This window comes from Meiothermus sp., assembly GCF_037443965.1.
GTDB lineage: Bacteria > Deinococcota > Deinococci > Deinococcales > Thermaceae > Meiothermus.
In genome coordinates this window covers 76512-90543 of record NZ_JBBINI010000014.1, presented here as the reverse complement: position 1 = coordinate 90543, position 14032 = coordinate 76512, and the positions used below count along the sequence as shown (strand labels likewise).

Sequence of the window (14032 nt, the reverse complement as noted above, 5' to 3'; positions counted from 1 at the left end):
ATTCGTACCACCCCACTACACCCCTACCGCTCACGCATATAGACGGCGTGCAGGATGGACTTCCTTCCTTCCTCTACTACCCCTTTTTCATGATCCTCGCGCCGGCCATTTTTATGGGGCGCAACGAGAAGAATATCAAAGGCGCAAAGAAGTGTCAATAGGTGGGTCGTCCTGCATAACCAAGATATAACAAGCGCTGGGTAGGATGGTGCATATGAAGCAAAACCTTCCCGTTGAAGCTGCGCTGGAAATCGTATTGCAGCAAGCCACACCGTTGCAAAGCATTGAACAACTGCCCCTGGCCGCTGCCTATGGCGGGATTTTGGGAGCCAACCTGAGTTCTAAGGTTAACCACCCCTATGCCGACGACACGGCTGTGGACGGCTACGCTTGCCGCGAAGCCGATGCTCAGGGCGCAACGGTGGGCAACCCAGCCAAACTAAAAGTGGTTGGACAATCCCCCGCAGGTAAACCTTTTGCTGGAACGCTCGGCTCTGGCGAAGCCGTGCAGGTGTTTACCGGAGCCCCCATTCCCAAGGGAGCTAACGCAGTCATTCGGGTAGAAGATACCCTGCGGGAAGGCGATTTTGTCTGGCTGATGAAGCCTGCGTCCGCTGCTGATATTCGCCGGAAAGGCGACGACCTGGTATTGGGGAGGACCTATTTGCATAAGGGCGATTTACTCACACCTGGGCGGGTCGGGCTGGCCACTGCGATGGGTTACGCTACCCTACCGGTAATCCGTCGGCCCAGGGTGGGGGTTTTGTCCACTGGAGACGAGGTGGTCGAACCCGGGGAGCCTCTGCCCTATGGCGGGGTTTACAACTCCAATAGCTACTCGGTCGCGGGGTTGGTGGGAGAGGCGGGCGGTGAGCCGATTATTTTGCAAAAGGTTTCCGACGAGGTGGAGGGCTTGCGCACCCAACTGCGTCAGGCAGGGAAACTCGACTTGCTGATTACCACAGGGGGCGTCTCGATGGGGGAGTACGATATTGTGCGTCAACTGCTGGAGCGTGAGGGCGAGATCCACTTCTGGAAGGTCAAAATGCAACCTGGAGGCCCCTTGTTGTTTGCAACCTGGAACGGGTTGCCCTTGATGGGGTTGCCGGGCAACCCCGTATCGGCAATGGTGACGTTTTTGCTGTTTGGACGGCCTTTTCTCTTTCGGCTTCTGGGGCGCAACGACGCTCCCTACAGCCAAATCCAAGCGGTGGCCGATACCGCTTTCGAGGCCAACCCCACCCGCCGGGCCTACCGCCGGGCGGTGCTGCGCTGGGCAGATGATCGCTACCACGTAGCCACCACCGGTAATCAGTCCAGTGCGGTGCTTAGGTCAATGGCCGTGGGCAATGCTTTGGTGGTGCTCGAGGCCGGTTTTTCGGCCAGGGCCGGTGATGTGGTGGACGTGATCCCGATGCCCGGCCTGTTCTAGAGCCGCTAGCGCCCTTGCGCCGCAGGGGGTTCCTGGAGCCGGTAGATGGTCAGGTTCACCGGTAAAAAAGAGCCGGGAGCGGGGATAAGCTCGATGCCTACCTGATCGCTTTGGGTTTCGCGGAAGAAGAGCATGGGGCTATCCTGGCGAAACAACACCCCATTGTTGGGTACAGGCAGCAAGAGCCCATTGACGCCGATGGCCCCGGCATAAGCACCCCCCCGTGGGGAGAAGGCCCCTACGGTGTTCGCGGCCCCCTCGAGCGCAATCTGGTAGGTGACCCCATAGTTGCCGCGCAGTTGCACGGGCTGTCCTGTGAGGGCGTCCATCCCGTTCAGGCGGGGATCGTAGACGCCGTCGCCTATCACAATGCGTCCCACACTGCCCTCCATCCGCACCCGCATGCTGCGCAGAGCCGAAGGGAAGGTGCCGCGAATGTGGATGCCGTCGGGCTCGAGGTTGGGCAGCAGGGGCAGCAGGGTGGCCAAACCCTCGTTGCTGACACTGGGTAGCAGGGCCTCCTCAATCATGGCAACGGTCAGGGCCACCTTGCCGCTGGCCTGGAGGTCGGCCATCAGGTTCAGCCCCTGTCCACCGGCGAGGAGCGCGGACTTATAGAGGGCAACGGTCTGGCCGGGCTCGAGGTTCACCCGCTCGCCCGCCGGGGCCAGCAAAAAGTCCATCAGGCTTACCTGCCCCAGCACCGCCACCATCCGGGTGGCTGCGGTCTCCCCCAAACGCTCTACCCTGAGGCTCACCGAAGCCGCATCCACGTTGGTAGCCAGCACCACCAGCCGGGCAGGGGTGGGCAGGGCGTTCAGATGGTAGGCCAGCAGCCGGGCCGGGCCGCTGAACACATCGGCATAGAGCACCCCCGAGCGGCGGACTTCCTCTGGGGAGTTCGAGACAATGAGGGGCACGCTTTCGTCCCGCCAATCCGCCTTCAGTATCGGATAGTTCAGCACCTCGGGGTCGGGAAAAGTGCGGCCTGGATTATAAAAACGTAAGGCGTAATCGCGGGCGCTGAACATGACTTCTGGCCGCACCGTAATGCGCACCGAAAATGGCTCGCTGCTGCGGCCTGCGCGGTTGGTTGCCACCAGGGTGATGACCTTCTCGCCTGGGGTGAAATAGGCTTCCTCCCGCCCGGTAAAGTTCAGGGAAAGTGGCTGCCCATCGGGGTCGTAGGAGTACTCGATAATCCGCACGGGTTCGCCTATCCGGTACTCGAGCTTGTCGGTGGCAAAACGCGCGACCGGGCGGGTGGTATCACGGGCAGTTGCGCCGGGGATGTAGGTCAGGGTGAGCAAGCGCTGAACAGGATCGAACACCACGGTAGCCCCCAGGGCCACCTCCAGCGTGCGGGCCGCCACAAACACCACCCCATCCTGCAAGAGCCCCACCTCACCCAAACCCACCTGCCGCCCATCCAGACGGGCCAAGCCCAAACCAGGATAGAGCTCCAGCTTCCCAAGCCGCACACCCTGGGTGCCGTGGTTGAGGTTTTCCAGGTTCACTGCCAAAACCCGCGCCACTTCCCGCACCGGAAGAAGTGCGCGACCGTCCTGCACCCTGGCCGGGGGGTTTAGGACAATGGGTGAACCATTGAGGTAGGCCAATCCCCCCTCGAGGTCCAGCACCAACTGACGGGTGGCCAACTGTTGGGCCATAGAGCCCATTAGAATCCACAAAAGCAAAACCAACCAGCGCACATTTACCTCGAGGCATCAGAATAGCAGAAGCAGTGTGGAAAAACCTCGTAAAGCCCGCTCCAATTCTCATTTCCAACGGGGTTGATGAAATCTTACGGTGCAAAATCGTACCGTATTCGTGGTGTCACGCAACAGACTCTGCTATTCGATCACCATGAAACCTAGCGTCCTTTTGATCGGGGTGAACGGTTTCCTGAACAGAGATCGCTCACCCAAACCCGGTATCAGGTGGCTCAATTTCTTACCGAGATAGTCTGGCAAGGAGCAGGGCCGCTTTTACCCGCCCTTGACAAAACCCGCCCCATCCCCCACACTGCAAGGGTTGCGCTTACTCGAAACCGCAGGGTGCGGTCTAGCGCATGGTTCAACAACGCCGTACATCCTTACCCCTAGGTACAGTCTGGACATTCGGTTCTTTCTGGGATGAGCGGCTCGAACCCCACAGGGTTGGTTTCGCCCAAGCGCTATGCGCCGATGTGGCATTCAGCCCACACCCAAAAGGACGTTAGAAACATGGAGTTTTCCGCATTTACGTTAAGGTCTGAAGTTGCGCAGGCCATCCAGGCCAAAGGTTTCACCACCGCCACCCCTATCCAGGCTGCGGCCATCCCGCTGGCCCTCGAGGGCAAAGACGTGCTGGGCCAGGCCCGCACCGGCACCGGTAAGACCCTGGCCTTTGGCCTACCCATCGCCAACCGTTTGGATGCGGCCCGCGAGCGCGGACGCGCCCCCCGGGCCTTTGTGCTCACCCCTACCCGTGAGCTGGCCCTTCAGGTGGCCAAAGAGCTGGAGTGGCTGGCCCCGCACCTGACCATCACCCCCATCTACGGCGGCACCGGTTACGGCAAGCAGGCCGAAGCCCTCAGGCGCGGCACCGATGTGGTGGTGGCCACCCCAGGCCGGGCCATTGACTACATGGAGCAGCGCGTGCTCAACCTTTCCAAAGTTGAGATTGTCGTGCTCGACGAAGCCGATGAGATGCTCTCGATGGGCTTCGAGGAAGCGGTGGAGCAGCTTTTGGAGGCTACCCCGCCCACCCGGCAGACCTTACTGTTCTCGGCGACCCTGCCCACCTGGGCACGCCGCCTCTCCGAGCGCTACCAAAAGGCGGCCATCCACATCAACGTGATCAAGGACGAGGCCATCTCCTACGAAGAAGTGGCCATTCAAGCGCCCATTCACAACCGCCTTTCGGTGCTGTCGGATCTGCTTTTTGCTTACGCCCCCGAGCGCACCATCGTTTTTACCAGCACCAAGGCCGAGTGCAACGACCTGGCCCTGGGCTTGGAAAGCCGGGCCCACAGCGCCGCCCCCATCCACGGCGATATGGGCCAGATTGACCGCGAACGGGTGATGGAGCGCTTCCGTAGTGGGGCGGTGAGCGTGCTGGTGGCAACCGACGTGGCCGCTCGAGGTCTCGACATCCCCGAGGTAGACCTGGTGGTGCACTACCGCCTGCCCGACCAGAACGAGTCGTACCTGCACCGCTCGGGCCGCACCGGACGGGCGGGGCGCTCGGGCAAGGTGGTGATTCTGTACGGCCCACGCGAGAAGCGCGAGCTGGAGACCCTCGAGCGCGAGGTCAAGCGCAGCTTCAAGCGGGTTAACGGCCCTACGCCGGAAGAAGTGATGGAGGCCAAATGGGCCGTGCTGGCCCGCCGCATCGCCAAACAGCCCGAGGCCGATAAAAAGCTCTGGCGCGAACAGGCCGAGCGCCTGATTGCCGAGGGCGGCGTAGACGCAGTGGCCGGTATGCTGGCCCTGATTCTGGGTGGCGCGCCCACCCCCAAGAGCCTGATTACCGGCGAGGAAAACTGGGTAACCCTCAAGCTCTCGGGCTCGCGTATCAGCGTGAACCGAGCCGTGGCGGTGTTGAAGGGCGCTGGCGCCGGGGAGATTGGCCGGATTCGCCTGGATGGGGATGTGGCCGCATACGTGGACATCCGACCCGAGGATCTGGGCAAGCTGGATCACACGGCGCTGCGCGACCTGCGCCTCACCAAGGCCACCGAGGTTCCAGCCGAAGCCCGGCAGTCCGAGCGCCAGGGACAGGGCTTCGTGCGCGGTCAGGGCAAGCGTCAGGGTCAGGGTCGCCGCGAAGGCAGTGGACAACGCCGCAGCCAGGGCGAGCGCCTCTTCGAAGGCCCGGCCGAAGACCGCCGCGAAGGGGAACGCCGGCGGGTCGTGTACCGATAAACGACAGGAAACGCAAAGCCCTACAACTGATACCGTTTCCGCTTGAATCCTTCACCGCCATGCGTAGTCAAAGGTGAAGGATTCAAGCCGACCGAAGGGAGTAGAAAAGCATTTCGGCAGTATCGTTTAGGCTTTCATAAGTGAACGATACTGCCGGAATGCGTATGACTGCATCCAAGGGTGAAGGCTTCAAGCGGAAGAGGTCCTGATAAAAAACACCCAGACCCACGGGCCTGGGTGTTGCATTGTGTGGGTTTACTTCAAGCCCAGCTTATTGCGGGCCTCGAGCACCTGCGCAGCCGTCATGGTTTTGGCGCGCTGGGCTTTGACCTCAGCCGCGGTAAAGGCTTGCTGGCCCGCGGGGAACTTATTGCCCCACTGGGTGGAGATGTGGTTGAGCAAGGCGGCGATATCTTCATCCTTGAGCTGGGCATAGGCCGGCATGGCCCCCTGGTACTTGGCCCCCTTGACGGTAATCTGCCCTTGCAGGCCATAGAGCAGCACATGTATCAGGAACTCGCGGCCACCCTTGGCGGCCAGAATTTCGGGTACGTGGCCCGCCAGCGGTGGGAAGACCCCAGGGATACCGGCGCCGGTGGGCTGGTGGCAGCCCTGGCACTGGGCATAGAGGGGGCTGGCCTGGGCTGCAGCCGTCTGCAGAACACCCAAGCCCAACACGAGCATGGCTGAGGCAAGCAGCAGGGAAACGTTACGTTTGATCAAGTTGTATCACCTCCGGTTTATAGTATGAGCGTACAGGATAAGTTGGCAAGCCACCTGGGGTTATTTGACGGATAACCAAAGGTTATTTGCCGGACTTTTCGGCCTGTACCAGCCACAAGGCCGCTCCCAGCAGGGCCACTGCGCCGGCATAGAAGAGGAAGTCGAGAGCGGCTTTGGGCCCAAAGGCCTGGGCCTTCTCGAAAAACTTGACGATCAGAATCATCAGGATCACCTGGCCCAGCTTGGTCTTGAGGTCGTTGAGGCTTTTGACCACCAGCACGTTGTTAAGGCCTCCCTCGGGCCGCCGGATTTCGGCGATAAAGAGCTCGTACAGCCCGAGCGCAAAGATGATGAGCACCGAGGCCAGCAGGGCCAGGTCTACGGCGCCCACCATCAGGGGCAGGGCTTTTTCCAGGCTCCCCGAGCCCAGGGCCCGCCAGACCTCGAGCCCCGTCTGTACCGCAAAATAGACGGCCCCGGCCAGAAGCCCCACCACCGGCAGGAGCATCACCCAGCGGGCGTTCCAGAGTAGGTTTTGAATGGCTTGTTCGAGGCGGTTCACGCGCGGCCCGCCGTGCCCATCAGCTCGAACTTTTCTTTGATGACCTGCTTGAGGTAGTCCCGCCCCTTGCCCAGAATTTTGCGGGGGTCAAACTCCTTGGGGTTGCCCACCACCACCTCGCGGATGCCGGCGGTGAGGGCCAGGCGCAGGTCGGTGTCAATGTTAATTTTAGCGATGCCGTTGGGAATGGCTTTTTTTACATCTTCGTCGTGGATGCCGGTGGGGTCGCCCAGGTCGGCCCCGGTGGCGGCCATCTTGTCCTTGAGCCACTGCGGCACGCCCGAGGAGCCGTGCAGCACCAGCGGCAGGGAAACCTTGGCCGCGATCTGCTCGAGGCGGGCGTGGTCAATGTAGGGCCGCCCCTTGCCCTTGTAGGCCCCGTGGGAGGTGCCGATGGCGATAGCCAGGTAGTCAATCCCGGTGGCCTCCACAAAGCGCGCGGCCTCGTCGGGGTCGGTGAGGAAGGCATCTTTGGCATCTACCACGATGTTGTCCTCGATGCCCTGCAGGCGCCCCAGCTCGGCCTCCACGCTCACCCCCACGGCATGGGCCGCCTCCACGCACTTTTTAGTCTCGTGCACGTTTTCCTCGAAAGGGTGGTGCGAGGCGTCAATCATCACGCTGGTAAACCCAGCCCGGAGGGCCTGCAAGACCATCTTGTAATCGGCCCCGTGGTCGAGGTGCAGCACCACCGGAACGCTGACCCGGCTGGCCATATCCCGCACCAGGTTGGACAGGTTCTCCAGCCCGGCGTATTTGCGGGCCCCATCCGAGACCTGGATGAAGACCGGGGCCCGGAGGGCCTCGGCGGTCTCGAGGATGGCCTGGGTGATCTCGAGGTTGTTGGTGTTAAAGCTGGGCACGGCATAGCCTTCACGCCGTGCTTTATCGAGGACGTCTTTACCTAGAGCCAGCGGCATATACCTCTCCCATCAGTTTTTCCATATTTTCGGCCACGGGCCGGTTATTAAACAAGGCGCTGCCGGCCACCACCACATCGGCCCCGGCCCGGAACACCTCGGCCACATTCTCGGGCTTGATGCCCCCGTCCACCTGAATCAGACAGGCCGGGTTCAGGTGCTGGCGCAGGCCGCTCAGCCGGCGGATGCGCTCGGTGCTGGCGGGGATGTACTTTTGCCCGCCAAAGCCGGGGTTCACGCTCATCAGGAGGGCCAGGTCGAGTTCGGGCAGCAGGGGTAGCAAAGCCTCGAGGGGCGTGCCGGGGTTGATGGCCAGGCCAGCCTTCTTGCCCAGCTCTTTGATCTGCTGCACCGCCCGGTGGGCGTGGGGGGTGGCCTCGTGGTGCACCGTAATCCAGTCGGCCCCGGCCCGGGCGAAGTCGGCCAGGTAGCGCTCGGGCTCCACGATCATCAGGTGGACGTCCAGGGGCAACGCGGTGACCTTGCGGATGGCCTCCACCACCAGCGGGCCAAAGGTCAGGTTGGGCACGAAGCGCCCATCCATCACGTCCAGGTGAATCCAGTCCACCCCCGCGGCCTCGGCCTCGCGGATCTGTTCGCCCAGGCGGGCAAAGTCGGCGGTGAGGATGGACGGGGCCACCAAGAGTTTAGGCATAGGCCAGGGCTCCTTTCTGGATGGCTTGCTCGCGCATATGTACCAGATAATACGCGATGACCAGTTGGGTCAGGGCCAGCGGGTAGCTCTGCCCCCCTTTGTCCCAGAAAGTGCCGATAAGTTCGGGGTTGAAGTGCTCGGCGTGCTGGCCGATTTGCTCCCAGATCAGGCGTTCGAAGACGGCGGCCCGCTCTGGCTCCATGCCCCCCGAGATGTCCAGCACGTCGGCTTCTTTGCGGGCCTCGAGCCGGATGACCGAGGGTTCGTCCTCGTAGGCCGAGTGCAGCACCTCGGTCAGGTCGAGTTTGGGTAGGCTGCGCTTGAGGGTGATGCGCACCGAGAGGGTGCTGGGTTTCTCGGGATCGTAGCCCTGGGGCCGGTAGAAGCGCACCACGATGTCGGCATACTCCTTCTGCGGCCAGATATAGGCTTTGGAGTCCGGCATGCGTCGCTCGATATCGGCCACCACCTGTTCGGGGGTGTAGCCGCGCTTGCTCACATCGCGCTTGACCTTCCACTCCCGGCGCAGGTCTTCCTCGGGCTCGAGGTAGACCTTGAGGTGGTAACGCTCACGCATCGGCTGGGAGTAAAGCGTAAGCAGACCTTCCAGTACCACCGCCCGCGGAATCAGGCGGTTGTTATCCTGTACTGCTCGGGGGGGTGGGATGTACTGCGGCGGGTCGAAGCTACCGGTCGAATGGTTATACACCGGCTTCAAGATGGGCTCTCCCATGGCCAGCAACCGCACGTGCTGCTCCATGATATCCATGTAGTTACACGCGGGGTTGAGTGGGGTGATCTGCAGTTCGGCTCGTTGCTTGCGGTCGTATTTGTGGTAGTCGTCCACGCAGATATTGGTGGTACGCTCCTGGCCCAGAAGCCGGGCAATCCCGCTGCTGATAGTGGTCTTGCCCACCCCGGAATCCCCTGCAATCCCCAGCATGAAGGGTCTATGGGGCATGGTCTCCTCCTGTTTCCTCAAGCTTCGCGCAGTCCCGGAACACCTCGCTGGCCCGGATGTCCTCCTCAGCAATCCGCCGCAGGTCATCGGTGGAAACCTGTCCGGCCTGCTCAAAAAGCCTTTTAGCCTGGCGCAGCTTGAAGCGGTCAATGGCGTTGCGGATGCTGCGGGCATTGGCAAAGTTGGGCAGCCTTTTGCGGCAACGCACATACTCAGCAAAAGCCTCCTGCGCAGGCCCATCGAGGTAGTAGTTCTGCTCGGTGATCATGAGCTTGCCGATGGCAATGAGCTCCTCCTCGGTGTAATCAGGGAAGCGAATGTGGTGGGCGATCCTCGAGCGCATTCCCGGATTCAGCGTGAAAAACTGCTCCATCTTGTCCTCGTAGCCCGCCAGTATCACCACCAGGTCTTCCCGCTGGTTCTCCATCACTTGCAGCAATATCTCGATGGTCTCCTGCCCGTAATCGCGCTCGTTTTCGGCCCGGTACAGGCTGTAGGCCTCGTCAATAAATAGCACCCCACCCATGGCCCGCTTCAGCACCTCTTTGGTTTTAGGCGCGGTGTGGCCGATGTACTGGCCTACCAGATCGTCGCGGCTGGCCACCACCAGGTGGTCGCGCCGGATATAGCCCAGGCGGTTCAGGATGGTAGCCATGCGCATGGCCACGGTGGTCTTGCCAGTACCGGGGTTGCCGGTGAAGGCCATGTGCAGCACTGGACGGGTGGCCTCGAGGCCCAGTTCGCGGCGCAGCTTATCCACCACCAGATAGGCCGCAATCTCGTGGATCCGGCCCTTGACCGGGGCCAGGCCCACCAGCTCCCGGTCGAGCCGCTCCAGCACCTCGGGTACCCCAGTCTGCTGCAACAGGGCCCTGAGATCGGCGGTATTGACGGTCTCGGTCATGGTTGGGTTCCTTGGTAGCAATGCCCCGCCCAAAGCCCGGGGCCATGGGCGGGGTGAGCTGGTTTAGTAGCGCTCCCCTGCTGGCTTGTCGGTGGCGTAGGGCTCGAGACCGTACTTCTGCACCCTTCCATCCGACCAGACTGTGCGGTTTAGACGGAAGCCGGGGTCTTCCTGGGTGGGCCGGTGGGCGAAGAAGCTTACCCGCTGGGCCTGCCACATGGGGCTGGAATCGTAGCCGTTGATCCGGATGTAGTGGTTGGGGAAAGCCTCGCGGCACTTTTTGAACTCGTACATGGCCGCGGCCGCATCCTCGAGGTCAAACATGGGCAGACCCCACATATGCCAGTAGACATTGTAGGGGTTGGGATCATCGGTATACTCTACCGAGACCGCCCAGCCGTTGTTGATGATGTACTGGATCTGCTTTTCAATCTGTTCGTCGGTCAGATCGGGCAGAAAGGAAAAGGTTCCTTGATGAATCCGCATAAAAAACCTCCTTTACATCGTGGGTGTCGGGACGAAGTCGGGGGTATCGGTAGAGGTATAGTCGAAGGTGATATCTTTCCAGATCTCCAGGGCCGCCGCCAGCGCTGGTGAGTGTTTGGCAGCCTGGCGCAGAATTTCCGGCCCTTCACGCACGTAGTCGCGGCCCTCGTTGCGGGCCATCACCATGGCCTCCAGGGCCACCCGGTTGGCGGTTGCACCCGCCGCAATCCCCATTGGATGGCCAATGGTGCCGCCGCCAAACTGCAACACCACATCGTCGCCGAACAGATCCAGGAGCAGGTGCATCTGACCGGCGTGGATGCCCCCCGAGGCCACCGGCATGACCCCCGGCAGATACCCCCAGTCCTGGTCGTAGTAGATACCCAGCACCGGGTCGGCCTTGTTGTACTGATCCCGCAGAATAGCGTAGTAGCCTTTGGTCAGGTTGGGGTCGCCCTCGAGCTTGCCCACCACCGTACCGGCATGGATGTGATCCACCCCCAGCATCCGCATCCATTTGGCCAGCACCCGGAAGTTAATTCCGTGGTTTTTCTGCCGGGTAAAGGTAGCGTGGGAGGCCCGGTGCAGGTGCAGAATCATGCCGTTGTTGCGGCACCAGTTGGACAGGGTCTGCAAGGCGGTGTAGCCCATGGTCAGGTCAGACATGATGATGATGGAGCCGATCTCCTTGGCAAACTCCGCCCGGCGCAGCACCTCCTCCATGTCGGCAGCCGTGACGTTGTGGTAGTGCCCTTTGCGCTCGCCCGAGGCCTGCTCGGCCCGGAAGACTGCCTCCTGGGAGTACAGAAAGCGGTCGCGCCAGCGCATGAAGGCCTGCGAGTTGATGTTCTCGTCATCTTTGGTAAAGTCCAGCCCCCCCATCAGGGCCTCGTAAACCACCCGGCCGTAGTTGCGACCCGAAAGCCCCAGCTTAGGCTTGACAGTAGCCCCCAGGATGGGCCGTCCATACTTGTTGAGCATGTCCCGCTCCACCGGAATGCCGTGGGGGGCCCCCTTGAAGGTCTTGAGGTAGGCCACCGGAATGCGCAGATCCTCCAGGCGCAGGGCCTTGACGGCTTTGAAGCCGAACACGTTCCCGATGATGGAGGAGGTCATGTTGGCGATAGAGCCTTCCTCGAACAGGGCCAGGTCATAGGCGATGTGGGCAAAGACCTGCTCCGGGTTACCCGGCACCGGCTCGACCTTGAAGGCCTTGGCCTGGTAGCGCTCGAGGGTGGTCAGCCGATCCGTCCAGACCACCGTCCAGGTCGCGGTGCTGGACTCCCCCGCCACCGCGGCCGCGACCTCTTCGGCATCCACACCCGGCTGGGGGGTAATGCGAAAAAGCGCGATAGTGTCTGTATCCTTGGGGACATAATCGGGCTGCCAGTAGCCCATATCGCGGTACTCCCGCACCCCCGCTTTGGCGTACTTCCCGGTGCTTTTGCCTGCGTATCCTTGTGCCATTTTTTACCTCCTTCAGTAAAGCTCTCCGCTAATCGCCCGCAGTTTCTCCAGGCGATGGTGCGACTCGATGTAGCGCAGGGTGCCGGTGTGGCCCCGGATCACCAGGCTGTGGGTCAGGGCATAGGCACCCTTGTAGCGCACCCCGCGCAAAAACTGCCCATCGGTGATGCCGGTGGCGGCAAACTGGGTGTCCTCGGCAGGGCAGAGCTCCTCGAGGGTGTAGATACGCTGGGCGCTGTACTCGCTGTTGACCAGGGCCCAGCGCTCCTCCTCGCTCTGGGGATCGAGCCGCATCTGCATCCCCCCGCCCAGGGCCTTAACGGCCACCGCTGCAATAACCCCTTCGGGGGTTCCGCCCGTGCCCATCAACACGTCAATACCGGTATCGGGCAGCACCGCGGCCAGGGCCCCGGCCACATCCCCATCGGTGTGCAGGCTGACCCGCGCCCCGGCGTAGCGAATCTGGTCTATGAGCCGGGCGTGGCGGGGCTTATCCAGCACAAACACCGTCAACTCCCGCACCTTCTTGCCCAGGGCTTTGGCAATTGCGCGCAGGTTCTCCTCGGGGCTGGCGGCTAGGTTAATGGCCTCCTTTGCTTCGGGCCCCACCACCAGCTTGGCCGCGTAAAAGCAGGGGCCGGGGTTGAAAAGCCCGCCCTTTTCCGCCGCGGCAATCACGCTGATGGCCCCACCCCGCCCGTGGGCCACCAGCCGGGTACCCTCGATGGGATCCACGGCCAGGTCGGTCTCGGGGCCCTCGCCGGCGCCCAGCTCTTCGCCGTTGTAGAGCATGGGGGCCTTGTCTTTCTCGCCCTCGCCAATGACCACTCGAGCCCGCATGGGGATGGTACCCAGGAGCAGCCGCATGGCATCTACCGCGGCCTGGTCGCCGTCGTTCTTGTTGCCCAGCCCCACCCAGCGGGCCGCCGCCAATGCCGCGGCCTCGGTGCTGCGCACCAGATCCAACGACAGGTTGCGGGTAGGGCGTTCGATAGCCAGCATATTTCACCTCCAGATAGGCCCAGGGTAGGCATTTGTGATAAATAGTGCAAGTTTTATTTGCAAGTTTTTGATAATATATACTTATGATTGAACGCCGCCCCTTCCCCAACCCCCAGGCCCTGCGGGTGTTTTTATGCGTGGTGCAGGAGGGCAGCGTGGGCCGCGCGGCCCTGAGCCTGGGCATGACCCAGCCGGGGGTGAGCCAGCACCTGCGGGCTTTGGAACAGCAGATTGGCCAGCCACTTTTTCACCGCCAGGGCCGCCGGCTGCTGCTCAGCAAAACCGGTCAGAACCTGTTGCCCGAGGCCCGACGGGCAATTCAGGCGCTGGAGGAGTTCATGCAGGCGGCCCAGGCCCTGCACCGCCTGGAACGCGGGCGGGTAGAGCTTGGCGCCTCGACGACCATGGCGGTATACGTGCTGCCCCGCTACCTGACCGAGTTCAAACGGCTCTACCCCGATATCCGCATCAAGCTGGAGAGCGGCAGCTCGGAGCGGCTCACCCAGCGGTTGTTGCAGGGTGAGGTTGAGCTTGCAGTGGTGGAGGCGGTGGAGCACCTCGAGGGCTTCCAGCGGCAGCTTTTCTACGAGGACGAGCTGGTGGTCATCGTCCCACCTGAGCACCCCTGGGCCAAAAAAGAAGAGGTAGCTCCCGAGCTTTTGGCCGAAGTGCCGCTGATCGTGCGGGAGCCGGGGGCCATGACCTTCCGGGTGCTGGGATCGGCCCTGGAGCAGGCCGGCCTCGAGGTCAACCCGGTCTTTTACACCGACAACCACGAAGTCACCAAACGACTGGTGCTCGAGGGCGCCGGGGTGGGCATCGTCTCGAATGTGGTGGTGCGGCCCAACGTCAAGGTGGGCAACCTGCGGGCCTTGCGCATCAAGGGCATGGAGCTGCGGCGGCTTTTCTGGCTGGTCTACCCCGAAGAGCTAGGCAACCCCGCCGCTGAGGCGCTGCGAAGCATGCTGGTTTCCTGACAGAGCGCTCTTCAGAATTATTGAGCCACTCATGC

Annotated in this window: 13 protein-coding genes; 3 read left to right on the top strand and 10 right to left on the bottom strand. The window is 62.1% G+C overall.

Annotation, left to right across the window (positions count from 1 at the left end; translation table 11 throughout):
• Nucleotides 1-214 precede the first annotated feature (214 nt).
• Nucleotides 215-1432, top strand: coding sequence for a gephyrin-like molybdotransferase Glp (glp, locus tag WKI89_RS09380; protein ID WP_337869052.1), 1218 nt, complete (start codon nt 215-217; stop codon nt 1430-1432).
• Between the two features lie 5 nt (nt 1433-1437).
• Here the strand turns inward: glp and WKI89_RS09375 are convergent, their stop codons facing one another.
• On the bottom strand, nt 1438-3144 hold the full coding sequence (locus WKI89_RS09375) for a hypothetical protein (protein ID WP_337869050.1): 1707 nt from the start codon (nt 3142-3144) through the stop codon (nt 1438-1440).
• A 513-nt stretch (nt 3145-3657) separates the two neighbouring features.
• Between WKI89_RS09375 and WKI89_RS09370 the strand changes: the two genes are divergently transcribed.
• Nucleotides 3658-5340: a DEAD/DEAH box helicase gene (locus WKI89_RS09370; RefSeq protein ID WP_337869048.1), complete on the top strand. Its 1683-nt coding sequence runs from the start codon at nt 3658-3660 to the stop codon at nt 5338-5340.
• A 255-nt stretch (nt 5341-5595) separates the two neighbouring features.
• On the opposite strand, the gene WKI89_RS09365 is transcribed toward WKI89_RS09370, so the two are convergent.
• The 9 genes from WKI89_RS09365 to glpX form a co-directional block, all read right to left on the bottom strand.
• Entirely contained in the window at nt 5596-6024 is a 429-nt protein-coding gene (locus WKI89_RS09365; protein ID WP_337869056.1) for a cytochrome c, read from the bottom strand.
• A 121-nt stretch (nt 6025-6145) separates the two neighbouring features.
• Entirely contained in the window at nt 6146-6625 is a 480-nt protein-coding gene (locus WKI89_RS09360; RefSeq protein WP_337869046.1) for a YqhA family protein, read from the bottom strand.
• Nucleotides 6622-7545 carry a class II fructose-1,6-bisphosphate aldolase gene (fba, locus tag WKI89_RS09355; protein WP_337869045.1) on the bottom strand — a complete coding sequence of 308 codons (924 nt, stop codon included), beginning with the start codon at nt 7543-7545 and terminating at the stop codon, nt 6622-6624. Before fba ends, WKI89_RS09360 begins: the two co-directional genes overlap by 4 nt.
• A complete protein-coding gene (gene rpe, locus WKI89_RS09350; RefSeq protein WP_337869043.1) occupies nt 7526-8200 on the bottom strand; it encodes a ribulose-phosphate 3-epimerase in 675 nt (224 codons plus the stop codon). The genes fba and rpe overlap by 20 nt, the downstream gene beginning before the upstream one ends.
• Nucleotides 8193-9161, bottom strand: a complete 969-nt coding sequence (locus tag WKI89_RS09345; RefSeq protein ID WP_337869041.1) for a phosphoribulokinase — start codon at nt 9159-9161, stop codon at nt 8193-8195. Before WKI89_RS09345 ends, rpe begins: the two co-directional genes overlap by 8 nt.
• Nucleotides 9151-10065, bottom strand: coding sequence for a CbbX protein (gene cbbX / locus WKI89_RS09340; RefSeq protein ID WP_337869039.1), 915 nt, complete (start codon nt 10063-10065; stop codon nt 9151-9153). The genes WKI89_RS09345 and cbbX overlap by 11 nt, the downstream gene beginning before the upstream one ends.
• Before the next feature lie 63 nt (nt 10066-10128).
• On the bottom strand, nt 10129-10551 hold the full coding sequence (locus WKI89_RS09335; protein ID WP_337869038.1) for a ribulose bisphosphate carboxylase small subunit: 423 nt from the start codon (nt 10549-10551) through the stop codon (nt 10129-10131).
• A gap of 12 nt (nt 10552-10563) precedes the next feature.
• Complete coding sequence (locus WKI89_RS09330; protein WP_337869036.1) at nt 10564-12018, bottom strand: form I ribulose bisphosphate carboxylase large subunit; 1455 nt, start codon at nt 12016-12018, stop codon at nt 10564-10566.
• Between the two features lie 12 nt (nt 12019-12030).
• Entirely contained in the window at nt 12031-13020 is a 990-nt protein-coding gene (gene glpX / locus WKI89_RS09325) for a class II fructose-bisphosphatase (RefSeq protein WP_337869034.1), read from the bottom strand.
• A gap of 83 nt (nt 13021-13103) precedes the next feature.
• On the opposite strand from glpX, the gene WKI89_RS09320 reads away from it, so the two are divergent.
• A complete protein-coding gene (locus WKI89_RS09320) occupies nt 13104-13997 on the top strand; it encodes a LysR family transcriptional regulator (protein WP_337869032.1) in 894 nt (297 codons plus the stop codon).
• The last annotated feature ends 35 nt before the right edge of the window (nt 13998-14032 follow it).

Excerpts from the sequence above, each read along its gene's own strand:
- glp (WP_337869052.1), top strand. The coding sequence starts at position 215 with ATGAAGCAAAACCTTCCCGTTGAAGCTGCGCTGGAAATCGTATTGCAG.
- WKI89_RS09320 (WP_337869032.1), top strand. The coding sequence starts at position 13,104 with ATGATTGAACGCCGCCCCTTCCCCAACCCCCAGGCCCTGCGGGTGTTT.
- WKI89_RS09365 (WP_337869056.1), bottom strand. The coding sequence starts at position 6,024 with ATGCTCGTGTTGGGCTTGGGTGTTCTGCAGACGGCTGCAGCCCAGGCC.
- WKI89_RS09335 (WP_337869038.1), bottom strand. The coding sequence starts at position 10,551 with ATGCGGATTCATCAAGGAACCTTTTCCTTTCTGCCCGATCTGACCGAC.
- WKI89_RS09345 (WP_337869041.1), bottom strand. The coding sequence starts at position 9,161 with ATGCCCCATAGACCCTTCATGCTGGGGATTGCAGGGGATTCCGGGGTG.
- cbbX (WP_337869039.1), bottom strand. The coding sequence starts at position 10,065 with ATGACCGAGACCGTCAATACCGCCGATCTCAGGGCCCTGTTGCAGCAG.
- rpe (WP_337869043.1), bottom strand. The coding sequence starts at position 8,200 with ATGCCTAAACTCTTGGTGGCCCCGTCCATCCTCACCGCCGACTTTGCC.
- WKI89_RS09370 (WP_337869048.1), top strand. The coding sequence starts at position 3,658 with ATGGAGTTTTCCGCATTTACGTTAAGGTCTGAAGTTGCGCAGGCCATC.
- WKI89_RS09330 (WP_337869036.1), bottom strand. The coding sequence starts at position 12,018 with ATGGCACAAGGATACGCAGGCAAAAGCACCGGGAAGTACGCCAAAGCG.
- fba (WP_337869045.1), bottom strand. The coding sequence starts at position 7,545 with ATGCCGCTGGCTCTAGGTAAAGACGTCCTCGATAAAGCACGGCGTGAA.
- glpX (WP_337869034.1), bottom strand. The coding sequence starts at position 13,020 with ATGCTGGCTATCGAACGCCCTACCCGCAACCTGTCGTTGGATCTGGTG.